Origin of the sequence: Sporichthya brevicatena, from assembly GCF_039525035.1 — a bacterium.
GTDB classification, from domain to species: Bacteria; Actinomycetota; Actinomycetes; order Sporichthyales; family Sporichthyaceae; genus Sporichthya; species Sporichthya brevicatena.
In genome coordinates, this window is sequence record NZ_BAAAHE010000011.1 from 122741 (window position 1) to 146215 (window position 23475).

Annotated in this window: 22 protein-coding genes; 5 read left to right on the forward strand and 17 right to left on the reverse strand. The window is 70.2% G+C overall.

Annotated elements, in window-relative coordinates; translation table 11 throughout:
- The 9 genes from hypF to ABD401_RS08185 form a co-directional block, all read right to left on the reverse strand.
- Positions 1-2361, reverse strand: a complete 2361-nt coding sequence (hypF, locus tag ABD401_RS08145; RefSeq protein ID WP_344603445.1) for a carbamoyltransferase HypF — start codon at positions 2359-2361, stop codon at positions 1-3.
- On the reverse strand, positions 2358-3545 hold the full coding sequence (locus ABD401_RS08150) for an NHL repeat-containing protein (protein WP_344603447.1): 1188 nt from the start codon (positions 3543-3545) through the stop codon (positions 2358-2360). Before ABD401_RS08150 ends, hypF begins: the two co-directional genes overlap by 4 nt.
- Positions 3545-4450 (reverse strand): NifU family protein, encoded by a 906-nt coding sequence (locus ABD401_RS08155; protein WP_344603449.1) that lies wholly within the window; start codon positions 4448-4450, stop codon positions 3545-3547. Before ABD401_RS08155 ends, ABD401_RS08150 begins: the two co-directional genes overlap by 1 nt.
- Positions 4447-5667 (reverse strand): tetratricopeptide repeat protein, encoded by a 1221-nt coding sequence (locus ABD401_RS08160; protein ID WP_344603451.1) that lies wholly within the window; start codon positions 5665-5667, stop codon positions 4447-4449. The genes ABD401_RS08155 and ABD401_RS08160 overlap by 4 nt, the downstream gene beginning before the upstream one ends.
- A gap of 27 nt (positions 5668-5694) precedes the next feature.
- The gene (locus ABD401_RS08165) at positions 5695-5958 is read right to left on the reverse strand and encodes a hypothetical protein (protein WP_344603453.1); all 264 of its coding nucleotides are present in this window, start codon (positions 5956-5958) and stop codon (positions 5695-5697) included.
- Positions 5959-5967: 9 nt separating this feature from the next.
- A complete protein-coding gene (locus tag ABD401_RS08170) occupies positions 5968-6801 on the reverse strand; it encodes a hydrogenase maturation protease (protein ID WP_344603455.1) in 834 nt (277 codons plus the stop codon).
- A gap of 3 nt (positions 6802-6804) precedes the next feature.
- A complete protein-coding gene (locus ABD401_RS08175; protein WP_344603457.1) occupies positions 6805-8412 on the reverse strand; it encodes a nickel-dependent hydrogenase large subunit in 1608 nt (535 codons plus the stop codon).
- 91 nt (positions 8413-8503) lie between these two features.
- On the reverse strand, positions 8504-9475 hold the full coding sequence (locus ABD401_RS08180; RefSeq protein ID WP_344603459.1) for an NADH-quinone oxidoreductase subunit B family protein: 972 nt from the start codon (positions 9473-9475) through the stop codon (positions 8504-8506).
- A gap of 62 nt (positions 9476-9537) precedes the next feature.
- Positions 9538-10446 carry a DUF1641 domain-containing protein gene (locus ABD401_RS08185; RefSeq protein ID WP_344603461.1) on the reverse strand — a complete coding sequence of 303 codons (909 nt, stop codon included), beginning with the start codon at positions 10444-10446 and terminating at the stop codon, positions 9538-9540.
- A gap of 193 nt (positions 10447-10639) precedes the next feature.
- On the opposite strand from ABD401_RS08185, the gene ABD401_RS08190 reads away from it, so the two are divergent.
- The 3 genes from ABD401_RS08190 to hypB are packed head-to-tail and all read left to right on the forward strand — an operon-like array spanning position 10640 to position 12889.
- The gene (locus ABD401_RS08190) at positions 10640-11695 is read left to right on the forward strand and encodes an AraC family transcriptional regulator (RefSeq protein ID WP_344603463.1); all 1056 of its coding nucleotides are present in this window, start codon (positions 10640-10642) and stop codon (positions 11693-11695) included.
- 17 nt (positions 11696-11712) lie between these two features.
- A complete protein-coding gene (locus tag ABD401_RS08195) occupies positions 11713-12054 on the forward strand; it encodes a hydrogenase maturation nickel metallochaperone HypA (protein WP_344603465.1) in 342 nt (113 codons plus the stop codon).
- A 1-nt stretch (position 12055) separates the two neighbouring features.
- Positions 12056-12889, forward strand: coding sequence for a hydrogenase nickel incorporation protein HypB (gene hypB, locus ABD401_RS08200; protein ID WP_344603547.1), 834 nt, complete (start codon positions 12056-12058; stop codon positions 12887-12889).
- On the opposite strand, the gene ABD401_RS08205 is transcribed toward hypB, so the two are convergent.
- Positions 12807-13616, reverse strand: a complete 810-nt coding sequence (locus ABD401_RS08205) for a type 1 glutamine amidotransferase (protein ID WP_344603467.1) — start codon at positions 13614-13616, stop codon at positions 12807-12809. The two genes, hypB and ABD401_RS08205, sit on opposite strands and share 83 nt — an antisense overlap.
- A gap of 260 nt (positions 13617-13876) precedes the next feature.
- Here ABD401_RS08205 and ABD401_RS08210 point away from each other — a divergent pair, with 260 nt between their 5' ends.
- The gene (locus ABD401_RS08210) at positions 13877-14077 is read left to right on the forward strand and encodes a cold-shock protein (protein WP_019874824.1); all 201 of its coding nucleotides are present in this window, start codon (positions 13877-13879) and stop codon (positions 14075-14077) included.
- Positions 14078-14177: 100 nt separating this feature from the next.
- The gene (locus ABD401_RS08215) at positions 14178-15710 is read left to right on the forward strand and encodes a PucR family transcriptional regulator (RefSeq protein ID WP_344603470.1); all 1533 of its coding nucleotides are present in this window, start codon (positions 14178-14180) and stop codon (positions 15708-15710) included.
- A 7-nt stretch (positions 15711-15717) separates the two neighbouring features.
- Here the strand turns inward: ABD401_RS08215 and ABD401_RS08220 are convergent, their stop codons facing one another.
- The 7 genes from ABD401_RS08220 to ABD401_RS08250 form a co-directional block, all read right to left on the reverse strand.
- Positions 15718-16959 (reverse strand): NAD(P)/FAD-dependent oxidoreductase, encoded by a 1242-nt coding sequence (locus tag ABD401_RS08220; protein ID WP_344603472.1) that lies wholly within the window; start codon positions 16957-16959, stop codon positions 15718-15720.
- A gap of 255 nt (positions 16960-17214) precedes the next feature.
- Positions 17215-18060 (reverse strand): nucleotidyl transferase AbiEii/AbiGii toxin family protein, encoded by an 846-nt coding sequence (locus tag ABD401_RS08225; protein WP_344603474.1) that lies wholly within the window; start codon positions 18058-18060, stop codon positions 17215-17217.
- On the reverse strand, positions 18047-18622 hold the full coding sequence (locus ABD401_RS08230) for a type IV toxin-antitoxin system AbiEi family antitoxin domain-containing protein (RefSeq protein WP_344603476.1): 576 nt from the start codon (positions 18620-18622) through the stop codon (positions 18047-18049). Before ABD401_RS08230 ends, ABD401_RS08225 begins: the two co-directional genes overlap by 14 nt.
- A 494-nt stretch (positions 18623-19116) precedes the next feature.
- The gene (locus tag ABD401_RS08235) at positions 19117-19905 is read right to left on the reverse strand and encodes an enoyl-CoA hydratase/isomerase family protein (protein WP_344603478.1); all 789 of its coding nucleotides are present in this window, start codon (positions 19903-19905) and stop codon (positions 19117-19119) included.
- Between the two features lie 37 nt (positions 19906-19942).
- On the reverse strand, positions 19943-20803 hold the full coding sequence (locus tag ABD401_RS08240) for an acyl-CoA thioesterase (RefSeq protein ID WP_344603480.1): 861 nt from the start codon (positions 20801-20803) through the stop codon (positions 19943-19945).
- Complete coding sequence (locus ABD401_RS08245) at positions 20800-21864, reverse strand: acyl-CoA dehydrogenase family protein (RefSeq protein ID WP_344603482.1); 1065 nt, start codon at positions 21862-21864, stop codon at positions 20800-20802. The genes ABD401_RS08240 and ABD401_RS08245 overlap by 4 nt, the downstream gene beginning before the upstream one ends.
- Positions 21864-23417, reverse strand: a complete 1554-nt coding sequence (locus ABD401_RS08250) for an AMP-binding protein (protein WP_344603483.1) — start codon at positions 23415-23417, stop codon at positions 21864-21866. The genes ABD401_RS08245 and ABD401_RS08250 overlap by 1 nt, the downstream gene beginning before the upstream one ends.
- Between the last annotated feature and the right edge of the window lie 58 nt (positions 23418-23475).

The window sequence follows — 23475 nt, forward strand, 5'->3', positions numbered from 1 at the left end:
TCAGTCCCTCCTTCCCTTGCGCAGCATTGCTCGGGCGACGACGGCCTGGCCTAGGGCCAGTCCACCGTCGTTACCGGGAATCCGACTGTGCGTCAGCACATCCAGGTCGCGGCGGGCCAGCGCCCGCGCGAGGTCACGCGCCAGGATGCGGTTGGCGAACACTCCACCCGAGATCCCGACGGTGCGCACTCCGGTCCGGTCGGCCGTCGCCGTCAGCAGCTCGACCGTCGCAGCGGTGAGCGCCTCGTGGAAGCCGAGCGCGATGTTCGGCACCGGCACACCGGCGTCGCGGGCCGCCACGACCGCCGCCACGAGGGGGCCGACCAGGATTCGGCCGTCGACGACCGGCGCCGACAGCGGATGGGCGGCGCTCGCCGTCGCGGCCGCGGCCTCGAGTTCGATCGCCGCCTGCGCCTCGTACGTGATCGCGTGCCGGACGCCCAGCAGGGAGGCGACACCGTCGAACAGCCGGCCCACGCTGCTGGTCGGCACGCACGCGATGCCGGAGCGGAGCTGGCTGCGCACCGCCGCCACGGCGGCCTCGGGCACCCCGGCCGGCGTCCAGTCCCGGCCGGCCAGACCGGCGTGGTGGAGAAGGGCGAGCGCGACACGGAACGGCTGGCGGACCGCCACGTCGCCACCGGGCAACGGGAACTCCTCCAGGTGGCCGACGCGCTCGGCGGTCGTGACGTCCTCGCCGATCGCGAGGATCTCCCCGCCCCACACGTGGCGGTCGCAGCCGAGGCCGGTGCCGTCGAAGACCGCCCCGATCACCGGGCGGCCGACCCGGCCGTGCTCGGCGAGCAGGGACGCGAGGTGCGCGTGGTGGTGCTGAACCGGCAGCAGCGGCAGGTTCTCGGCCTCGGCCCGCTCCGCCGCCCAGCGACTGGTGAGGAAGCCGGGGTGCAGGTCGGCGGCGACGGCCTGCGGCGGCACGCCGTGCAGCGCGATCAGGTGGTCGACCGAGCGGAGGAACGCCTCGCGCGCCTCCAGCGTCGACATGTCACCGAGGTGCGCGGAGGTGTAGGCGTTCGGCCCGGCGGCGATCGTGATCGTGTTCTTCAGTTCCGCACCGACCGCGAGCACCACGGTGTCCGTCGCGGGGATCTCGGTCGGCAACGGGGCCATCCCCCGCGAACGGCGGAGCACGACCTCGACGTCCGGCCGCACCCCGTCCTCGATGCGGACGATGGAGTCCTCGCACGGCACGGCGATCGGGCGGTCGTTGATGAGGAATGCGTCGGCGATGCCGGCCATGCGGGTCCGCGCGTCGTCGTCCTGCCAGCACAGGGGCTCGCCGGACAGGTTCGCCGACGTCATCACGAGGACGTCGGGCGGCGGCACGTCGGAGCCGGGCACCGACGCGAACAGCAGGTGGTGCAGCGGCGTGTAGGGCAGCATCAGGCCGAGTTCGTCGAGGCGGGGCGCGACCGCGTCGACGATCCCGCTCCCGGGCCGCCGGCGCAGCAGCACGATCGGCGCGGCGGTGGAGGTCAGCGCGCGCTCGGCTGCGCTGCCGACCTCCACCAGTCTGCGGGCGACCTCCAGGTCGCGGACCATCAGCGCGAACGGCTTGTCCGGGCGGTGCTTGCGGTCGCGGAGCCGCTGGACCACGTCCTCGACGTCGGCGCGGCAGGCGAGGTGGTAGCCGCCGATGCCCTTGACGGCGAGCACCTCGCCGGCGGCCAGCCGGGCGTGTGCGGCCCCGAGCACCCGGTCGTCACCGGTGACCGCCGTCTGGTCGAACTCCAGACGGATGCGGGGCCCGCAGTCGTGACAGGCGACCGGCTGGGCGTGGAACCGGCGGTCGGCCGGGTCGTCGTACTCGGCTCGGCACCGCGGGCAGAGCGGGAAGCCGGTCATCGTCGTGACCGGGCGGTCGTACGGCAGGTCGGTGATGATCGTGAACCGGGGGCCGCAGTTCGTGCAGCTGATGAACGGGTGCCGGTAACGCCGGTCGGCGGGGTCGAACAGTTCACGTAGGCAGTCGGCGCACACCGCCGTGTCCGGCGGCACCAGCGTCCGGCGGCCCTCGCTGTGCCGGCTGGGGACGATCGTGAAGGCCGCCTCCCCGCGCGTCGGCACGGTCCAGGTCTCCACGGCGACGACCACGGCGGCCGGAGGCGCGTCGCGGTGCAGTCGCTCGACGAAACGATCGAGGACGGACTCGGGCCCCTCGGCCTCGACGAAGACGCTGGTCACGTCATTGCCGCAGAAGCCGACCACACCCAGCTCCGCGGCGAGACGAGCGACGAACGGGCGGAACCCCACGCCCTGGACGACGCCGCGCACCACGATCTGACGCCGTGTCACGCTCGTGGGGTCGAGGGGCGTCGCGAGGACGGCAGGCGAGCGGTTCACGGTTGCGCCCAGATCACGACGCGGTTGTTGCCCGAGTCGGCGATCGCGAGCCGGCTCCCGTCGCACGCGATGCCGTACGGCCAGCAGAGCGTGTCGGAGGTGACCGCCTCCCAGCGGTTCTCCCCGTTGCCGCTGAAGGTCACCTGCCCGAGGACACCGTCGGCACCGGCGTCCGGACCGGTCGGCGGGGACTCCCAGAGCAGCACCCGGTTGTTGGCCGTGTCCGCGACCGCGATCCCCGCGCCGACGTTCGTCACCGCGTACGGGAACCGCATCGAGGTGGCCGACTGCGGCCGGTAGGGAAAGTCGTCCGCGGTGACCATGTCGGGCTGCCCGACGACGACGTCGGCGGGTCGATCCTGCTCCGGGATCGCACGCCACCCGAGCAGCCGGTGGTTTCCGGCGTCGGCCACGAAGATGCCGTCGCCGAACCTCGCCACCGCGTGGGGCCACCGGAAGGTGTCCGGCCCGGTTCCGGTGCCGCGGTTCTCGTCGCGGGAGACCGCGTCGGGCTGGCCCAGCACCACGTCCGCCGGGACCTGCGCGGAGGCCGGCAGCCCGGCGCGCCAGATCAGGACCCGCCGGTTGCCGGTGTCCGTGACGAAGAACCGCCCGGCGATCTCCGCGATGCCGAACGGCCAGTAGAACGTGGTCGCGTCGGGCTCGCCGCCGCGGTTCTCGTCGATCGCGTCCGGGCTCGCCTGGCCCAGGATCAGGTCGGCGGGCCGCGGCGAGTCGGGAACGCCGTCCCACACCAGCAGGCGGTGGTTCCAGGCGTCGGCGACGACGAGACGGCCGTCGGTGGTCACCAGCACGCCGGTGGGCATGCGCATGCCGATCTCGGGACGGCCGCCGGCGTTAGGCGCCTCCGAGGTCGCGTCGGGCTGGCCGAGGATCACGTCGGCCGGGGCCTCCGGCGAGTCCGGGACCGAACGGAAGATCAGGACGCGGTGGTTGCCGGTGTCGGCGACGATCACACCACCGTCGTGCAGACAGACCCCACGAGGCCCGTACATGCCGGTCGCCGTCGCACGCGCGTCGGGCAGGCGCAGGGCGCCCGGGGACGACGCCCCGAGCTCCACGTACGGCCGCCAACCCAAGGAGGACGCCGCCGGTCCGGACGGTGCCCGGCCGGCCCAGACCGGCGACGCCTGGCCACCGTCCGGAATGATCTGAACACGCATCAGGATCGTGTCCGAACCCAGACGTGACCGTCCTCGACCCGTAACGGCAGCGGATCGAGCTGTGCCCCAGGGAGAGTGCGGCTCTCCCCGGAGAGTCCGTCGAACCGGTGGCCGTGCCACGGACACGTGATCTCGCCGGTCGCGGGGTCGACCTCGGAATCGGCCAGGCTCAGCCCGAGGTGCGCGCAGGAGTCGCGGTAGGCCGCGAGCTGCCCGTCGACGTTGATCACGACGACCGGCACCTCCTCCCCCGGCTGCCCCGGCAGCACGACCCGGACCAGGCGGCCGGACGGGAACTCGTCGAGCGGGCCGGTGCGGCGCCAGTTCGGGTCGGCCGCGCCCGGCCGCAGCCCCACCTCCCCGAGCGGGATCAGCGCGGGCCCCGGCTCGTTCGGCAGCACCTCGACCGCGCACCCCGGCAGCACCTGCCGGAGCACCTCCTCGACACCGTTGCGCATCGTCACGGCCGACATCGAGCAGCCGTTGCACGCGCCGGACAGGCGGACGTAGACCACGCCCTCCTCGACGCGGTCGAGACTCACGTCGCCGCCGTGGGACTGCAGCTGCGGGCGCACCTGCTCCAGTGCCCTCCGCGCCAGCGTGGTGGGGTCGGGCTTGATGAGCTGGTGCGCGAGGAGCACCATCCGCACCGCCGGTTCGTCGACGAGCGCGAACAGCAGTTCCTTGCCGCGCTCGTCGGCACGCAAGGTCCGGATGACGTGGACGAGGGCGGCGCGGTGCAGGTCGTCCAGCGCGTGCCGCAGGCCCTCGGCCGTCCGCCGGGCGTCGTCGTCCAGCTCGGTCAGCCCCGCGGTCGCCGCGTCGAGCGCGGCAGCGAGGTCCTCGATCGGGCGGTCCTCGGGCGGCACCGCGGTCGGAGCCGGCCGTTCGGCAACGGCGGTCACGACGACACCGCCGACGGCACCGTCTCCCGGGCGATCTCGTCGAGGATCGAACGGACCGTCATGACGCCGGCCAGGTCGGACTCGGTCTCGAACAGGTAGCGGGCCTCGACCAGGCGCGCCTTCGCCTCCTCGAAGACGCCGAGGTGCGCGAGCGCGTTGCCGATGTTGGTGAGCAGACGGGCGCGGCCGGAGGGGTCGGCCGTGCCGTCGCGGTGCTCCAACACCTCCTCGTAAAGGCCGACGGCCTCGACCAGGTTGTCCGCCCGGTGCGTCGAGGGCATGTAGACGAGGGCGTTCGCGAGGTTGATCTGCGCGCTCGCCCACTGCTCCGGGTGCGCCTCCTTGGCGAACACACGGAGGGCGGAGCGCAGCGACTGGGTCGCGATGCCCACGCGCAGCTGGTCACTGGCCTGCACCATCGGCATCACGAGGTAGGCCGTGCCGAGATTGAGGTGCGCGGAGGCCCACAGGTACGGCGCGCTCGCCTCGTCGATCAGCTGCAGCGCGGACTGGTAGTGGTGGATGGCCTCGCGCGGCGGCCGCTCCTCCGCGGCCGCCCGCTCGTGGAGCACGGACCCGAGCTGGAGATGCAGCTCGGCCGCCGAGACGGCGAGGTCGGAGTCGGCCAGCAGCGTCACGGCCTGGGTGAGGTCGGCGACCGGGTCGGTGGCGGCGGCCGGGTCCCCGGCGGCGAGCATGCCCGCGGTGCCCAGCATGACCGCCTGGGTCGCCGGAGACACGGCGGACGCCTCGGCCGCGGCGCGCCGCAGCAGGTCGATCGCGACGTCGGGGCTCCCGGTGGCGGCGGCGTGCGAGGCCTGGGCCGCGAGGACGAGGGCGGCGATCTCGCCGTTCGCGGCGACGAGCGCGGGCGGATCGTCGCTCAGTCCGACCTCGAAGGCGAAGGCGTCGATCAGACCCAGCAGCTCGGGCGGGGCGTCGGTCCGCAGGCCCGGGAGGTCGGCCGGGTCCGGGGCAAGCACGAAGCGGTTGATGCGGTCGACCAGCGACGGCCCGGCGAAGCAGGCAGCAGCTGACGCAACGTCACCTTCGACGGCGAGCTGGACGCCCCGCAGCGAGGCCGGCCAGCTCTCCGGCTGTCGGCCGGCGGCCAGCAGGTCGAGGCATCTCCGTGCCTCCGGGTCGGTCCTGGCGTCGACGAGTACGTAAGACAGGGGGCTGGGGAAACAAGCCAGGGCGTGGGGTCGTTCGGGCATGGCGACCGCTACCTTTCCGCGGGGTCCTCAGCCGTTGAGGGGACCTCCGCCAATTTCTCTTTCCGCCGATCTCTTCATCAGATCGGCGCTGATCCGGGCGAGGCGTTCGGTGCGATAGGTGGCGATCCGCTTGCGGACCACCTCGTCGGCGAAGAGGACGATGAGCTCCACCGCCCACTTGCCTCGGTCCGGCACCACCTCGACCTCGACAGCGTCGGCATGCTGGGCGCTGATCGGCCCGTCCGGGTTGAGAGGTTCTCGCGCCGGTGGACCTTCGCTGTCGGGCCCCATCCCGCCTCCTCAGGGTCTCGCCGGCATCACCTCCGGAGACAGGTCGATCCGCAGCAGTCCCCGGGCGGCATCCCATTCGACCGGGAAGACGCCGACTGGCGCGTCGTTCCCGAGGACCTCCCGGAGCAACACGGCGCGATCACCGGCCGGGTTGCGTTCCTTGAGTACGAGACCACCGTTCGCCTCGGCGTGCAAGGGCACGAGCAGCACGTCCGACCCCTCACGCAACCCGGTGCACACACCGGAGGGGAAGTAGCGACGTGCGAGCTGCGCGTCCATGCGCAGGTACGCGTTGCCCGTCAGCTCGACCGTGGCGACCGTCCGCTCGTACGGGCGCACGAACTCCTCGCGGAGGGTCTCGGCGACGGCGTGCATGGCCTGCTCGACGGCCGGGGTGAGGTGCTCCCCCGGCGCGACGTTCGCGGCCTCGACGAGGAAGACGGTGATGTCCTCCGGGAACTCCGGGCCGAGAAGCCACCGGCCCAGTGCGAGCGCGTTGTCCCAGCGGAACGCGTGAGTGTGGACGTCGGGCAGCGAGGGCAGGTGGGCGAGCTCCGCGCCGGGCACGCGGTACACCGTGCCCGGCGCGGCGCCGGTGTTCGAGGCGTCGACGATCACCACTCGTCGTGCCCCGCGCATCTGGAAGGCGACGTCCATTCCCGCCGTCCCGCCGTCCACCAGACGCACCTGTTCCGGTAACTCGGACGACCACAGCAGCCGGATCACACGGGGCCCGACGGAGTCGTCGGCGCGCAGCAGGTTGCCGCAGCCGATGATCACAACCTCGCACGGAGGGGGTGCGAAGCCGTCGTCGAGCAGCTCGTGCGGAGCCGGCGCTGACATCAGTCAGACCATTCCGTTGACCACGAACTTGCTCAGCTCGCGGCCGGTCTTGCCGTCGTAGGCGTGGACGGTGCAGACCAGACAGGAGTCGAAACTACGGGCGACGTGGCCGAGCTCCACGGGGTCCTCCTGGTCGACGATCGGGGAGCCGACGAGCGCCTCCTCGATCGGGCCGCGCACCTCGAGCGAGTCGCGCGGGCCGATGTTCCACGCAGTCGGGGTGACCACCTGGTAGTTCTCGATCTTGCCGTCCTCGAGGACGATCCAGTCGGACAGCGCCCCGCGGGCGGCCTCGGTGGAGCCGAAGCCCTTGCCGGACAGCGGTTCCACCGGCTTGGCGTAGAACGACTCCTTGAGCTCGAGGCGCGCGAGCCAGTCCATGACCCACGTGAAGTACTTCGGCCCCTCGTGCATGCGCGCCATCTGACGCACGAACACCGACGGGCCGAGCTTCTGGATCATGTCGAGGAACAGCGGGTCGTCGTCCTGGTGCGCAGCCGCACCGGGAGCGGCCGCCGCGACGCGACGGGCGAGCGGACCGACCTCCAGCGGCACGCGTCCCATGTCCGGAACCTCGTAGCGCGGGGACTTCGCCCAGCTGTACTTGCCCTGCTTGCGGCCGACCTCGGGGTCGATGGGCCGGGTCTCGCCCTCCCACGGGTGCAGCGGGCGGTTGCCCTCGTAGAACGAGTGCGTGACGTCCTCGGAGACGCGCGCCTGGTCGAACTCGCTGAACTGGCCGTTCGCGTACACGCCGGACCGGTTGATCAGCGCCGCGTTCCGACCTTCCACCGTTGGATTCTCGTACAGGCTCGGTTCGAAGTACGTACCGGTGGCCAGGTAGTTGCCGACACCGGCGCCGTACTTGTGCAGACCGACGTCGAGGGCGTAACGGATGAAGAACCCGCAGTCGCTGTTGTACTGGGCCTCGTTCTCCTCGACCCAGGCCATCATGTCGTCCCAGGTGCGGATCTGCATCCAGCGGTCGATGGAGCATCCCAGCCACTGCTTCTCGAGCCAGTTGTCCTTCCAGTGGTTGAGGATCGCCGTGGCTCGGGTGACGTCGGCGAGGCCGGGGGCGCTCATGACGCCGCCGGGTACCATGAACGACGAGTGCGGCCACTGACCGCCGAAGATCGCGTAGACCTCGACGGGCTTGTTGGAGAGCACGACACCGGACTGGTACGAGGTGCCGACGTACGGGGCGAAGCGGCGCACGGCCTCGTCGTAGAGCTTCGACTTGGCGTAGTTCTTGTTGGTCAGGTCGACCGCGAACAGCGCGTAGAAGTAGCGCGGGATCGACTGAAGCGTCTCGCAGGCCTGGGCGATGTTGCGGACCAGCGTCGCGTTCGGCGGAACGTAGGTCTTCCACGCGGTGTCGAGCGCGTAGCAGGACTTGTACAGGTGGCTGCCGCCGCAGATCCCGCAGATGCGGGGCGTGACGATCAGACCCGCCTGCGGGTCCTTGCCCTTGAGGATCATCTCGAAGCCGCGGAACATCGCGGCCTCCGTCCAGGCGGACGTTACGACGCCGTCGGTAATGGTCACCCGGACGTCGAGGTCGCCTTCGACGCGACCCAGTGGAGAGACGAAGAGGTCGACTGAAGTCATGGCTCGGCCTTTCTCGTGGCCAGTACAGGGGCTGAGGAGGGGCAGTGATCTGAGAGGGCATCAGTCGCGTGACGCACGTCCGCAGGACGGGTCAGACGACGAACATGTCCTCCTTCGACCACTGCGGGGCCGCGATCCGGGCGGCCGAGGCGTGTGCCATGTAGGTCAGGTGGTCCGAACCTTCCGGAATCTCCTTCGGGATGACCCCGGACACCTTCTGGGTCTTGAAGACCGTCCCCTTACGGAGGTCGAAGAAGGGGAACTCGGGCTCGGTGCAGCCGAGGCACGGCATCCCGGCGCGGGTCTTCGACGACTGGCGGTTCCAGAGGATCCGGTTGCAGGGGGAGTGCGTCATCGGGCCGCGGCAGCCGAACTCGTAGAACAGGCACCCGGTGCGCGTGCCCTCACCGAAGTTCATCGTGGCCTGCTTGTACTCGAAGAACTGCACGCGGGTGCAACCGGTCTGCGTGAAGGTCTTGAAGAAGGTCTGGGGCCGGTGCAGGTCGTCCAGGGCGATGTCGCCGGCGCGGCCGGTGGCGAGCGCGACGATGATCTGCGTGATCCAGTCCGGGTGCGCCGGGCAGCCGGGGATGTTGATGATCGGCAGACCGGACTTCGATCGCCAGTCGGCGCCGAGGAATCCGCCCTTGGCGCGCTTGTGGAACTGCAGGCCGGTGGAGTCGGTCGGGTTGGGGTCCGCAGCCGGGATACCGCCCCAGCAGGCGCAGTCACCGATGGCGACGACGATCGACGCCGCGTTGGCGAGATCGGTCACCCAGTCCTTCATCGGGCGGTCCGCGAACATGTCGTAGCGGCCCGTCCCGTTCGGGCCGTTCATCACGGTGCCCTCGAAGACGAAGACGTCCAGGGGACGTTCGCCGCGGGCACAGTCCCAGAACAACTTCTGCGCGTTGTTCCCGAGTTCGAGGCCGAGGGAGGGGTGCCAGAGCACCTCCAACCCGAAGTCGACGATCAGGTCGACGACGTTGGGTTCCTCGGCGTTGAGGAACGACATGGTGTTCCCGGAGCAGGCGCCCCCTTGGAACCAGAGCACTGAGGTCATTGTCGAAACCAGCTTCCGTGGGTCGTGGGCGGCAAGTCCCGCGCTGGCGGGGGAGGCAGGGTCTACGAGGCCGGCCGCTGCTGCGATCCGGCTTCCAGCTCGGCTCCGAGGGAGCGCGACATGGCGATGGCGAAGGCGAGGGCCCGAGCGATCTCCGGGTCCTTGCGAAGTCGGAGGAGGCCGAAGAGGCCCGGCACCGATGCGGGGTCGGCGGTCTCGGCCGAGGCGTTGGACAGGGCCCGGCCGACCATCGCCAACTGATTGACGGTCTGCGGCGCGAGCATGCCGGAGTCGAGGAAGTTCTCGATGACGTGGGAGTCGAGCACGCTGTCGATGACGCGGCTCTCCAGCACCCGGTCGAGGATTCGCGACTCCACCACGCGGGTGAGCGTGCCGGTGAGGGCCGGCAGCAGCGAGGCGAGCGAGACGAGGTTCGACACGAGCTCGGCACCGTCGATGCCCGCCGGCTTCTGCACGGAGTTGGTGATCCCGCGCAGCTCGGCCACACCGTCGGCGACGCTGTCGCTGATCGTGTCGCCACGGCGGACGAATCCGTCGAGGCCGTCGAGCAGCACGCCCAGCAGGTCGGCGTGCTTGAGGAGGTGATCAATGACGCCGGAGTCGAGAACGCGCTCGATGAGCCCGGACTCGGCGAGACGCGCCATCGGTTCGGCGAGCCGCGGCAGCACCGCCGAGACCGTCATGAGGCTGGAGACCACGTCCCCGCCGCTGACGCCGTCGGGCTTGGGGATCGACGCCGCGATCTGACGGAAGTCGTCGACACCCTCGGCGAGCGCGTCGCCGATCATCTCGCTGCGACTGACGAACCCGTCGAGGCCGACCAGCAGCACCGCGAGCAGATCGGCGTGATCGAGCAGGTTCGACAGGGCGGCCGCGACCTGGGGATCGTCCAAGCGCGCCTTGAGCGTCTCCAGGGACTCCTGGCGTGCGACAGGGGGACTTGACGTCATGGTGGCCCTTTCCGCAGTTCTGGACCTGACCCTGAGTTCCGGAGGGCGATCCGTGACTCAGGTCACGGGACCGTAGACGGGTTCTCCGGCCACCGGCTATCGCAACGCCGCACGCGCTATCCGATTCGCGCAACTTTCTTGCCTCATTCGCGCAGACGGGCGCACTCTAGGCCCGGTGGAAGGAGGAAGTCCTGTGGGGCGCCTGTCCAAACTGGGCTTCATCGACACGCGGCGGACCGGCGGTCCCCCGCGGCGTCGCATCCGCTCCCGCGGCGTGCCGACCGCGCTCATCGGGCACGAGATCTTCTGCACCGACGACCCGGACGAGGCGAGAGAGCTGGTCGGACAGTTCCTGGGCCCCAGCCACCTGGAGATCAACACCGCCGAGGGCCCGTTCCAGGCCACCATGAACGGGATTCGCCTTCGCGACGTCACGCTGGCGTACCTGGACTTCCACACGGCGACCAAGCTCACGATCGGCTGCACCGGCGACCACTACAGCGTGCACATGCCGATGTCCGGGCGCGCGCGCTGCATGTACGACGAGAAGCCGCTGGAGGCGCTCTCCTACCTCGCGCTCGTCGTGAATCCCGGGATCAACCTCGAGATGGCGATGGAGTTCGACTCCCCGCAGTTGATCGTGCGGATCGAGGTGCAGGCCCTCGAGCGCCAGCTCGCGCGCATGCTCGGTCGAACGGTGACCAAACCGGTCGTGTTCGACCCGGCCATGGACCTGACCACCGACCCGGCCGTGCGCTGGCACGGGGCGCTGCAGCTGCTGTCGAGCGAGGTGATGACCCCGAACTCGCTCGTGCAGCAGGGGATCGGCGCCGGCCCGATCGAGGAGCTCGTGATCTCCTCCCTGCTGTGGGTGCAGCCGTCGAACGTCCACGAGGACCTGATGGCCGGGAACTCGCAGCGGCGCGGCACGACCGTGCGACGCGCCATCGCGTACATGGAGGAGAACCTGTCCTGGGCGATCGGCCTTCCGGACATCGCGAAGGCGCTGGACGTCAGCGTGCGGTCGGTGCAGAAGGCGTTCCACGACGATCTCGGCACCACCCCGATGAACTACCTTCGCGACCGGCGCCTGGAACGGGTCCGGGCCGAGCTCGCGGACGCGGTGCCCAGCGACGGGGTCACGGTGACCGAGGTGGCCGAGCGGTGGGGATTCGGCCATCTCGGCAACTTCTCCGCGATCTACCGGAAGCGGTTCGGTGAATCCCCGTCAGAAACGCTGCGGCGCTAGGTGTTCAGGAGGCCCGGATGCATGAACTTTCCCTGTGCCGCTCGATCTACGGCATCGTCGAGCAGTCCGCGCACGGCCGCGGCGTCGGCGTGATCCACCTCCAGGTCGGCCGCATGCGCCAGGTCGTCCCCGACACGCTGAAGTACTGCTGGGACCTCGTGGTCCAATCCACCGGCCTGGAGGGTTCCGTGCTCGAGGTCGAGTCGATGCCGGCCGTCGTCTCCTGTCGCGCCTGCGGCACCGAGACCCACTTGGAGGATGTGCTGATGGTGCTGTGCGGACAGTGCGGATCGACCGACGTCGCGGTCGTCGGCGGTGAGCAGTTCCTGCTCACCTCGATCGATCTGGTGAGTGCCTGAGATGGGCCGCTTCCACCGTCACGACGACGGCACCGAGCACGCCCACGACCACGACCACGGCGACCACGGCGACCACGGCGACCACGGCGACCACGGCGACCACGGCGACCACGAGCACCACCACGACCACGGGGACCACCAGGGGTACGACACCGGCCCGGAGCGCGTGCTGGTCCTGGAACGCATCTTCGACGAGAACGACCGGGCCGCCGCCCGGAACCGGGAGGTGTTCGACGCGGCGGGCATCGCGGCCGTGAACGTGATGTCCTCGCCGGGCGCGGGCAAGACCTCGTTGCTCGCGGCGACGTTCCGCCGGCTCGAGAACCCCGAGCGCATCGGGGTGATCGAGGGCGACATCGAGACGAGCATCGACGCGGACCGCCTCAGCGAGGCCGGCGCCCGGGTGTCGCTGCTCAACACGGCGAACGGATTCGGCGGGGAGTGCCACCTCGACGCCCCGATGGTCGCGGCCGCGCTGGACAAGTTGCCGCTGGACGACCTCGACCTGGTGATCGTCGAGAACGTCGGCAACCTCGTGTGCCCGGCCGAGTTCGACGTCGGCGCCCACCACCGGGTGATGGTTTACTCGATCACCGAGGGCGAGGAGAAGCCGCTCAAGTACCCGGTGATGTTCCGCAGCGCCGAGGTCGTCGTCATCAACAAGATGGACCTGCTGCCGCACCTCGACTTCGATCTTGACCTGTTCGAGCGCAACCTGCGCCAGGTCAACCCGAACGCCCTCGTCCTGCGGCTCAGCGCCCGCACCGGCGAGGGCATGGAGGACTGGACCGCCTGGATCGAGAGCGTCCGCGCGCGACCCGTCGCGATGGCCTGAGAGACCGTCGACCGAGCGAGGCGGCACGCACGACCCCGGCGAAGCGGCGCGCGAGGATCGCATTCGCGGCGGCGAATTCGGCGTCGCAACGCACGAGATCCTCGTGTCCGCGCCGAAGCTCGTCGGCGAACTGCGGGCTCGGGTTGCTCACGAACCCGAGCCAGGAGAGGTAGCGGTCCGGGGTGAGCTCCGGGTGGAACTGGAGCCCCCAGGCGCGCTCGCCGACCCGGTAGGCCTGGTGGGGGTAGCGCGCGGTCCCGCCGAGGAGGACCGCGCCGGGCGGGAGCTCGGAGATGCAGTCGCTGTGGAAGGAGCCGGTGAGGAACGGCGCCGGAACGCCGGCGAACAGCTCGTCGTCCGCGGCGGCGGGCGTCAGGTCGACGGCGATCGCGCCGGCCTCGAGCCCGGATCCGCCGACGGTGACCGTCCCGCCGGCGGCCTGCGCGAGCAGCTGACCGCCGAGGCAGAGGCCGAGGGTCGGGGTGCCGGTCTCGACGCCCTGACGCAGCAGATCGCGGACGCCGGCCACCCACGGGGAGGCGTCGGGACCGGCCACGCTCATCCGCCCGCCGAGGACGATCAGCCCGTCGACGTCCAGACGCTCGGGCAGCGCATCGCCGTCATAGGGGTGCAGGGTCCGCACCTTGGCGCCCGCGTCGACGAGCCAGGTCTCAAATCGGTCCATACCGGTCTTCGGATCCGGCTGGACGACCAGGATCTCCCCCACGGCGCCGACTGTAGTGAGCCCGTTCCTGCAGGTCAGCGGCACGGTTCTGGGGTCACGCAGATCACATGACGATTCGTCAGGCGTAGGCCGGTTCGGTGACTGCTATCGTTGACGCCAGTTGCAAGTGTTTACGATCCACGCCGTTCCTGACGACCGCGGATTTGTAGATCCGCAGGGCGCACAACGCATCACGAACGACGGAGCCCAGCACGCCCATTCGGGGCAGGCGACTCACCGTCGGATGCGGCAGGAGGAACACCATGGTTCAGGGCACTGTGAAGTGGTTCAACGGCGAGAAGGGCTTCGGCTTCATCGCCGTCGAGGGCCAGCCCGACGTCTTCGTCCACTACTCGGCGATCAACGCCAGTGGCTACCGCTCCCTCGACGAGAACCAGCGCGTCGAGCTCGAGATCACCCAGGGCCCCAAGGGCCCGCAGGCGGAGAACGTCCGCCCGGTCTGACCTCGCACCACCCGAACGGGCCCCGGACCTCACGTCCGGGGCCCGTTCGGCGTTCCCGGACCCGTCGATCCCGTCACGGGGCGACAGGCACAATCGGTCGATGGGAGCGCCCAGGATCACCGCTAGAGATCTGGTCGAGATCCTGCCGACCGAGGTCGTGACGCTCGCGCGGCCGGGAGCGGACCGTCCCGTGCTCGGGGTCGAGATCATCGAGGCCGGGGGTCCGACGGTCGCGCACCACGGGGAGCTCGTCCTCGTCGTGGGTCACCGGGACGCCGGCGAGGTGCTCGACCGGCTGGGTGAGCTCGGGAACGCGGCAGGCGTTGCGCTGCGGCGGAAATGGGCGGACGACGCCGCCGTGCAGCGGCGCTGCGACGAGCTCGGCCTGGCGTTGCTGGCGGTCGCGGACGACGCCCCGTGGTCCCGGGTGCTCGCGGGAATGCGGTCGGCACTCGACGCCACCGCGGGCCCCGCGGAGTCGGTCGACCAGGTCTACGGCGACCTGTTCGAGCTGGCCGACCGGATCAGCACCCTGCTCGGCGCGCCGGTGACCGTCGAGGACGCGACCTCACGCGTCCTGGCGTACTCCACGGGCCAGGAGGACGTCGACGACGCGCGGCTGCTCAGCATCGTCGGACGCCAGGTGCCGAGGGAGGTGCGCGAGCACTTCCGGTCGCTCGGCGTCTTCCGGCATCTCGCGAGTTCGGACGAGCCGCTCGCCGTCCCGGCCGGGAAGGACGGCACCAAGCCGCGTCTGGTTCTCCCCGTACGTGCGGGCAGCGAATGGCTCGGATCGGTGTGGGCGGTGGTGGACGAGCCGGTGAGCCCGCAGCGCAACGCGAAGCTCGCGGCCGCGACGCAGACGCTGGCGCTGCTCCTGCTGCGGCTCCGGGCGCAGAGCGAGCTGCAGCATCACCTCGAGCTCGACCGCGTGCGGTCGCTGCTGCGCGGGGTCGCCGGGGACCGGCCCGTGGGCCTCGAGGAGGGACCGTGGCGGGTGGCGGTCCTGCACGGTCCCGACCACCTGACCGCGGAGTCGCGGTGCGAGCTGTGGACCACCCTGGCCCGCCGCAACGGCTGGGGACGGCCGCTGGTCGCGGATGCGGACGGCGTCGTCTACGGGATCCTGCGCGAGGAGGGTGCCGCGCCCGGCAGCTGGCAGTGGCTGGCGATGATGGTGCGTCAGGAACGCGCGGACGACCCGACGATCTGGACCGTCGCGGGCCGCCCGGTGGCGACGCTCGACCGGCTGCCGCTCTCGCGGACCGAGGCCGACGAGGTCAGCCGACTTCCGGACGAACAGGTGAGCAAGCCGGTCGCGGCGGTCGAGTCGGCGTGGGCCCACGTGGTGATCGCGCGGGCGATGGCCGGGGTCGCGGGATCGTCGCCCGTCGCGCCGCTGCGCATCGAGGACGACCGCGACGAGCAGCTCCTCGCGACGCTGGAGGCGGTCATCGACCACTGGGGCCAGCCGCAGCGCGCGGCGCGGGCGCTGGACGTCCACCCGAACACCGTCCGGTACCGGATGGGGCAGATCGACGAGGTGTGCGACGCCGACCTCGAGGACCCTGTGCAGCGCCTCGCGCTCAAGCTGGAGTTCCTGGCCGAGCGGTGGCGGCCCAGCTCGACCTGACGAACCGTCAGCGCAGCGGGTCGACGGCGTCGAGCGCCGCGGGGCGCTCGGCGGTCGCGATCTGGGCGGCGAGGAGCTTGCCGGTGACCGGTCCGAGCGTCATGCCCCACATCCCGTGGCCGCCGGCGACGAAGACGCGCGGGTCCGTCGTGACGCCGATCAGCGGGAGCCCGTCGGCGGTGCAGGGGCGCGCGCCGACCCATTCGTCCTCGCGCTGGTCGAGATGGGCGCCGCGGAGCAGCACCTGTGCCTGGTCGACCAGGGCACCGATCCGGCGGGGGTCGCGCGGGGCGTCGACGTCGCGGAACTCCATCATTCCGGCGATGCGGAGCCGCTCGCCGAGCGGCGTGCAGGCGAGGCGCTGCGTCGGGAAGTAGACGGGCCCGCGCGGCAGGTCGTCGACCTTGACGGTGAACGAGTAGCCCCGCCCGGCCTGCACGATGCGCCGGACGCCGAAGCGGCGGGCGAGGTGGTTGAGGCGAGCGCCAGTGGCGAGGACGACGGCGTCGAACCGGCGCTCGCCGATGCTGACGCCGTTCGCGTCGGCGTGCACGTGGGCGACCTCCTCGTCGACGACGATCTCGCCGCCGCGCGCGAGGAAAGACTCGGCGAGTGCGTCGACGTAGGCCGCGGGGTCGAGGAACCGCTCGCCGTGGATGCGGACGGCGAGGCCGATCTCGGCGGACAGCGCGGGCTCGTCACGGCGCGCCGCGGCGCCGCTGATGACCTCGAAGTCGACGGCCTGGCCGCTCGCGCGAATGTGCGCGAACTCCTCGAGCAGCGCGCGACTGTCGGCTTCCGTGCGGAAGGCCGCGGTGAACGGCTCGGCCTCGCGGGTGCGGGCGCGCACGCCGCCGTGCTCCAGTTCCTCGAACGCCGCGAGTGCGCCGTTGTTCAGCGGGATCAGTGCCTGCATCGCGCGTTGCCACCGGGCCGGCGTGCAGTTGCGGGCGAACTGGGCGAGGAAGGTCAGAAGTGTCCGGTCCGTCGTCGGCGGGACGTAGACCGGGGACGACGGACTGAGCACCGCCCGTATTCCGTACCGGAGGACCGACGGCTCCGGCAGCGGCACCGCCATGCTCGGCGTCAGCCAGCCCGCGTTTCCCCAGCTCGACCCCGCCGCCACCCCGGCCCGGTCGAGCACCGTCACCTCGACCCCGTGCTCCTGCAGGAACCACCCGGTCGAGAGCCCCACCATCCCCGCCCCGAGGACCCCTACCCGACGCGGAGGTATCTGCCTGCTTCCCATACCTCGATCGTCGGCCCGATCGGCCCGGGACCGTTTGCGCTTTTCCCACCAACCGCGGCGGCGGTTCTGTGGTCGGAGCACAACTAGCCGCGGACAAATCGTGGTTCGAGCCCCGCTCTTCTAACGAGCCCGCGTCGGCCTCACAGGCTTAACGTCATCCTTAACGTCACGCGCGCAGCCGTGCCGTCCGCGTGGTTATCGGCCGCTGCCCGGCGGTCGACTACCCGATGTCTCGCGCAGAGTCGACCCGGCGAATCAATCCCCCACGTGATCGGCAGCCTCGTCGACGGTCGCGGCGAGATCGAGGTGATCGAGCCCTTCGAGCGCGCGTTGGTAGATGGCGGCCCAATGGGGATACACCGAGATCGCCGGCGGCCAGGACTGCTGGGCTCGAGTTGCGAAGACCGCGATGCAAGCTGCTCGGGTCTCGTGAAGTTCGACCTCGCCGAGAAGGGCTTCGAGCAGCTGGAGGTCCACCAGGTCGTGGGCCCGGTCGTTCGACTTCGGCGGCGACAAGGTAGCGGTGCAGGCGTGCAGCTTCTGGGCGATCTGCCATGGAACGGTCATGCACGGAATGGCGCCGGCGCCGGGGATCCCGATCAGGCTCAGCGCTTCGGAGCTGATGGCGTCGAACGAGAGCGCGTTACCTGCTTCCACGGCTGCCGCCTCGATGGGCACCGAGGCGAAGGGTTGTCCGCGGTAACTCAGCTTGGCGACGAAGCGCCGAGGCTTGATCGGCAGACCAGGCACCTCGATCTCCTCCGGCGCGGTGAACGTCGCGGTGAAGCCCGACCAGCCACGCTCGCCGGCCTCGGCAAGACGTTCGTGAACCTCGGCGAGATCCCGGCGGGCGACGACGTCAAGGTCACGCGAGGTTCGCGAATCAGCCACTCCGCAGCGCAGCTCCAACGAGGACCCACCCTTGACCAACAGCATCGGAGGGCCGGTGTCACCAGCCGACCGCGAGGCGAACTGCGCGACGACCAGGACCGCCACATGCTGTTGGAGTCGACCGAACACCAGGCCCTCGCGCTGCGCGGTCTGGGTGAGGCGATCGCGCAACGACCGCAGGTTGGACGGCGGCTTGTCATAGCGGCTCACGACGAGGTCTGCCCCGCTTCGCCCGGTCCAACGAGGCACGCAGTTCCGCGGCGGTAGCGCGTCGCAGCGTGCCCTCGCGTTCAGCGGCGTCGATCGCACGCCGCAGTTGGTACGGGTCCGTTCCCGTGGCGGCGCAGTCCCGGATCGTGCGCGCCACCGTCGTCACTGGAAGGGAGTCGACCCGCGTGACATCAGCAGGGTCGAGTTCGCGCCGGTGGGTTCGGTAGAGCGCACCGCCCGCCGCCCGCGGATGGTTGTCCCGGGGAACGGTGAGGTGGACCCGAGAGGGATTGACGTCGGCGAGCCCGTGCAATGCGAGCGCTGATTCGTGGGAGACCACACCCCGTCCGAGCGTCCACGCGATGGCTGCGGCGAGTTCGTCGTGAACGCCTCGCGGTAGCACCGGCACTCGGTAAACCCCGCGTCCGGTCCGCTCCAGGCGCCCCCGAGCAGCCAACAGCCGCAACTGTGTCGGGTCGACTCCCAAGTCTCGTGCGTCCCGGGTCGTGAGGTAACCATGCTGCTCGGCAGCACGCTCCACGAGACGGTCCCACAACCGCATGTGCAGAATCGTATCAGAATGATACGTTTCCGCACACGGACGCCTCCCACACCCACCTCGGCGCGCGAGTGTCACGCTCGTCGGTCAGAGTGGACACAACCACTCGACAGCGGGTGGGCATCCTTAACGTCAGGCATGTCGCGAAACGGCGAGGACCGCGCGTTTCCGCAGGTCAAGAGAGCCGGCGGCCGGATTTCAACCGGCAACCTTTCGATAGCAAGGCGGCCGACGGTCACCGCACCTCGCCCCACGAGCGGGCGAGAGTCTCGGCTGAGCCCCATAGTCCGCTGGAACCACGCCGATCCCACCCAGGTTCAACGTCAGACATAACGTCCAAGGACCCGCGCTGTTCAGGTGCGCCATCCCGCCCGCGTGCCGTCTGGGCAAGGTAGGCGCTGGTCGCCTCAGCCGGCCAGCAACGGCCTCGGATCGAAGGGTCCGGACGCAAAGCCCGAAGAGCGAGCGGCTTCACCCCGTCGGCTCGCGGTGTCTGACTACTGGCCACCGAAGCGGGGCGGCCGGTGCTCCCGGAAGGCCCGCATCCCTTCCTGAGCGTCTGGTCCGGTGTTGACGAACATCACCGCGAGTGCGGCTTCCGACAACGCGGTTTCGAACGTGCTCGACATGGCGTCCCGCATCAGCCTCTTGGCCACGCGTACCGCGATCGGGGACCGCAGCGCCAGGGTCCGCGCCAGTTCGACCGCACGTTCCTGCAGGCCAACGTCCGGAACGACCTCACTGACCAACCCGAGGCTTTGAGCACGTCTCGCGTCGTACACCTCGGAGACCGCGACCATCCGGAACGCAGCCTCGAAGCCAATAACTCGTGGAAAGAGCCAGGCCCCACCCTCATCCGGCAACAGACCGACTCGACCGCTCGTGTCGCCCAGCTTGGCGCTCTCCCCCGCAATGCGAATGTCCGCAAGCAGTGCGAGGGTCAGCCCACCCGCCACGGCCGCCCCGTTGACTGCCGCGATCACGGGCTTGTCCAGACGCATCAGGTCCAGCGCAACGGCGTGGAGATCATGCTTGAGGTTCTGTGCCCGCCCCATCTGCCCTGCGAGTTCGCGCGCCATCTCCGGGTCGTCGCCGGCGACGTCACCACCGGCGCAGAACCCGCGCCCCGCCCCGGTCAGGATCATCACGCGGGCGGAGTCGTCCCGGTCGTAACGGTCGATCGCTGCGCGCAGGTCCCGGCACAACGTCGAGTTGTACGCGTTGAGTCGAGCCGGTCGATTCAGCGTCACACGAAGGACGCCTTCGCCGAGGTCCTCCTCCAGCACGGTGGACGACGTTTGTTCAGATGTCACGGCGTTATCCCTAACCTGCCGAAGGGTCGATGCCAGTTGTCGAGTTCAGGCTCGTACGGAGCCGAACCTCCTGAACGGCTGTTGCGAGAAGATCACCGGCTCGTGCTTCCAAGGTGGCCCGCACAAGAACGCGATGCGGGTTGCCGGCGAACGCCGCCGCCCTGAGGAGCAGCCAGTCGTCGGGAATGGTGGCGGAGTGGATCCACACGGAGTGCTGTGCACTCGTGCCGGCCGGCAGCGAGTGCGCGGCCTCAGTCGGTCGTGCCGCCAGCCACGCAACGCGCACCAGGCCAATGTCCGTAAGGGCAGCGAGGATCGCCTCCGGGACGACGGCGCTCTCTCGGTTGACGGGCGCCTTGGCCCGGACCCACATCGGATGGTCTGTTTCACCATGGGCACGCTTGAAGGAGAACCACTGATCGATCGAGCTCGTGTCCAGCTCGAGGGGGACGTCGGCACGGTGGTCGGCAGGATCGTCGATCGTCACCCCCCGGCCGATCGTTTCGGCCATCAAGCCGTCGGACTCCTCTTCCGCTCCGAGGTTCAGCATGGCGGTGACGGCCCGACTTCGACCTCCGGTCACATCCACCGCCACCGTCGCCGAGCGACGTCCGGCGCGTACCGTGTGCACGGCCAGCTCCAGCTCCTCTTCCGGCGCCACCGGCGCCAGGAAGTGAGCCTGAGCCGAGCGCAGTACCCGACCCGGATGAACCGCGCTCGCGGCGTTGACCATGAGCGCAATCAGGTTCCCGCCGAAAACACGAGACTGGGCCGGGGGGCAGGGCGCAGTCGCGCGGAACCGATTGCCCTCGTGCCGCTGCGGGATCAGCACCTCCAGCGGACTCTCCGGTACAGACACGCCCTCGATCATTGGTCGACGCCGACGAGCGCCCCGCGGATTCGCGCCTCATGGGTGTCGACCCCGACGGGGAGGTTCCGCAGCAGGCTGGCCCTCTTGAAGTAGCGATGGAGGTCGTACTCCCAGGTGAAGCCGATACCCCCGTGCAGGTGGATCCCCGTGCTGCACACCGACCGCGCGATCTCGCTGCAGTAGTGCAAGGCGCTCGAGCACGCCAGCGGTTGGATGCCGATGCCGGCATCCGCGGCCTGCGCCACCTGGCGGACCAGCGCGCGGGCTGTCTCCACCGCGATGAACATCTCCGCGCAGGCGTGCCGGACGGCCTGGAACTCTCCCACCGGGCGCCCGAACTGTCGCCGCTGTTTGACGTACTCCACCGTTTGGTCCAGCACCTTGGCGGCGATGCCGACGGACTCCGCCGCATGCGCCAGGGCGGCCCGGTCCAGGGCGCTCAACCGCAGCGCCTGTGCGTCCGGTCCCAGGCTCAACTGCCGCGCCGGCACTCCGTCGAGGATCAGGGTGGCCAGGTCCCGGCCCGGCTCGAAGGACGGCACCGCTTCGCGGCGCACTGCGCCGCCCTCCTCCACCAGGAGAACGACGTCCTCGTGCGCGACCTGACCGACGACCAGGAGGACGTCTGCCGTCATGCCGTCGACGACATCGGCGACGAGACCGGAGAGTTGGCGAGCGCCGTCGGACTCCGACGGGCCGACGACGACGGACCCGGAGAGGTCGAAGGCGACGGCGGCGGACCGGTGTCCGGCCGTCACGTCGTTCAGCGCCGCCTTGGCCAGGTGATCGGTCGCGTGCTCGGCGAGGATCGGCGCCGCCAGCACCGTCGACGCGAGGAACGGTACGTCGCTCAACGCGCGACCGATCTCCTCCATGACGAGCACGATCTCGGTGAGGCCGCCGACCCCGCCGCACGAGGACGGCAACCCCAGCGCGCTCAGCCCGATCTCACGAGCGAGCCGCGTCCACAGCACGTCTCGGGGCGACCCGCCGGAGATCGGCTTCGCCAGCGCCGAGCGCACCGTTTCCGTGAGCGCCAGGCGCTCTTCTTCGTGGCTCATCAGATCTCCTGACCCTGCAGAACGACATCCAGCAGAGCGGTCTTCGCGACCTTTCCCGAGGACGTCCGCGGCAGATCGTGAAGGCAGTGGACCACCTCGGGCCACTTGCGTTTGGACAGGCCGCTCTCCGCCATCCATCGCGCGACGGTGGCCACGGTGACCTCTGCGCCCGGGGGAACCTGGAGGACGGCGCAGGCTCGCTCACCCACGACCGGATCGGGCACAGCGAGGACGGCGACGTCGAGTACCTCGTCGCGCTCACGGAGGATGGCTTCGATCTCTGCGGCGCTGATGTTCTCCCCGGCCCGCACGATGATGTCCTTCTTGCGCCCGCGGATCGTCAGGTAGTTGTCCGCGTCGAGCGATGCCAGGTCCCCGGTGCGGACCCAGCCGTCGTCTGTGAACAGTTCCGCGTTCAGCGTTGCGTCGAGGTAGCCGACGCACCGCTCCGGACCGAAGGCCTCGAGCTCGCCGACGGCTCCCGTCTCGACCGGCGAACCGGTCGAGTCGACGACCCGGGCACAGGTGTGATCGACGAGTCGGCCCTCCGTCGACGTCACGCGATGAAGGTCTGTTCCTGGAGTACTCCACGTCAGGGTCGGAAACTCGCTGCACCCATAAGCCCGGGTGACGTGCGCGCCCAGGCGTTCGGTCGCTCGACGCACCAGCTCCGTACCGATGGGCGCACCTCCGCAGGCGAACACGCGCAGCGTCGAGTCGCTCTGCCGACGCTCGTACGCATCAACAAGGCCGGCCAGCATCACCGTGACACCGTTCATGACGGTGCAGCCGTGCCGTTCGATGAGTTCGGCGGCGGCCGGCGGGTCCCACACCTCCTGGAGCACGACCGGGATTCCCAACAGCGCTGGGAGATGCACTCCGTAGGACAGGCCGGCGATGTGGGCCAAGGAGGATGGCATGAACACCGAGTCGTCGCGGTTGAGCGAGAACGGGGCTACGCGGCTCCGGACCTCGTGGACCAGCGCCTCGTGGGTGTGCAGGACACCCTTGGGGACCGAGGTCGAGCCCGAGGTGTAGATCACGGCGCAGATGTCGTCCGGGGCCCGGGGGACCGGACAACCGCACTCCACATCCGGTCCGAGCAGCGCGGCGAGGTCGGACTCCGAGCCGGGGGCCGCCGGCCGCACCACCACCAGCGGAACCTCGAGGCCGAGCTCGACGGCCACGTCCTGCATCTGCGTGCGCAGGTCCACGCCCCGGAAGTGATCGGCGACGATGATCATCACCGGGCGGACCTGTTCCAGAACCGTAAGAAGCTCACGCCGCGCAAAGGTGGTCGGCACCGGAACGGACACCCCGCCGGCGGCCGCCACGGCCTGATGCACGACGAGGGACTCCCACCAGTTCGGCACCTGGTACACGACCGACTGGCCCGGTCCGAGTCCGAGCGCCTGCATGCTTCCGACGAGTCGGAGCGACCTGGCCCAGTACTCGGCATAGTCCAGACGCGTCTCGCCGTCACAGATCGCCGTGGCCCTGGGACGGTCGGCGGCCGCCGCTGCCACGAGCTGCCAGGTCAGCGTGTCGGCCAACACGCCCTGCTGTCGAAAGAGATCGCGACGCGGGTTGGGGGACGTCGCTCGAATCTCG

What these genes read in the sequence shown, in the direction of transcription:
- ABD401_RS08150 (WP_344603447.1), bottom strand. Translation starts at nt 3,545, where the DNA reads ATGCGTGTTCAGATCATTCCGGACGGTGGCCAGGCGTCGCCGGTCTGG.
- ABD401_RS08160 (WP_344603451.1), bottom strand. Translation starts at nt 5,667, where the DNA reads ATGCCCGAACGACCCCACGCCCTGGCTTGTTTCCCCAGCCCCCTGTCT.
- ABD401_RS08165 (WP_344603453.1), bottom strand. Translation starts at nt 5,958, where the DNA reads ATGGGGCCCGACAGCGAAGGTCCACCGGCGCGAGAACCTCTCAACCCG.
- ABD401_RS08170 (WP_344603455.1), bottom strand. Translation starts at nt 6,801, where the DNA reads ATGTCAGCGCCGGCTCCGCACGAGCTGCTCGACGACGGCTTCGCACCC.
- ABD401_RS08175 (WP_344603457.1), bottom strand. Translation starts at nt 8,412, where the DNA reads ATGACTTCAGTCGACCTCTTCGTCTCTCCACTGGGTCGCGTCGAAGGC.
- ABD401_RS08180 (WP_344603459.1), bottom strand. Translation starts at nt 9,475, where the DNA reads ATGACCTCAGTGCTCTGGTTCCAAGGGGGCGCCTGCTCCGGGAACACC.
- ABD401_RS08185 (WP_344603461.1), bottom strand. Translation starts at nt 10,446, where the DNA reads ATGACGTCAAGTCCCCCTGTCGCACGCCAGGAGTCCCTGGAGACGCTC.
- ABD401_RS08195 (WP_344603465.1), top strand. Translation starts at nt 11,713, where the DNA reads ATGCATGAACTTTCCCTGTGCCGCTCGATCTACGGCATCGTCGAGCAG.
- hypB (WP_344603547.1), top strand. Translation starts at nt 12,056, where the DNA reads ATGGGCCGCTTCCACCGTCACGACGACGGCACCGAGCACGCCCACGAC.
- ABD401_RS08210 (WP_019874824.1), top strand. Translation starts at nt 13,877, where the DNA reads ATGGTTCAGGGCACTGTGAAGTGGTTCAACGGCGAGAAGGGCTTCGGC.
- ABD401_RS08215 (WP_344603470.1), top strand. Translation starts at nt 14,178, where the DNA reads ATGGGAGCGCCCAGGATCACCGCTAGAGATCTGGTCGAGATCCTGCCG.
- ABD401_RS08220 (WP_344603472.1), bottom strand. Translation starts at nt 16,959, where the DNA reads ATGGGAAGCAGGCAGATACCTCCGCGTCGGGTAGGGGTCCTCGGGGCG.
- ABD401_RS08230 (WP_344603476.1), bottom strand. Translation starts at nt 18,622, where the DNA reads ATGCGGTTGTGGGACCGTCTCGTGGAGCGTGCTGCCGAGCAGCATGGT.
- ABD401_RS08240 (WP_344603480.1), bottom strand. Translation starts at nt 20,803, where the DNA reads ATGATCGAGGGCGTGTCTGTACCGGAGAGTCCGCTGGAGGTGCTGATC.
- ABD401_RS08245 (WP_344603482.1), bottom strand. Translation starts at nt 21,864, where the DNA reads ATGAGCCACGAAGAAGAGCGCCTGGCGCTCACGGAAACGGTGCGCTCG.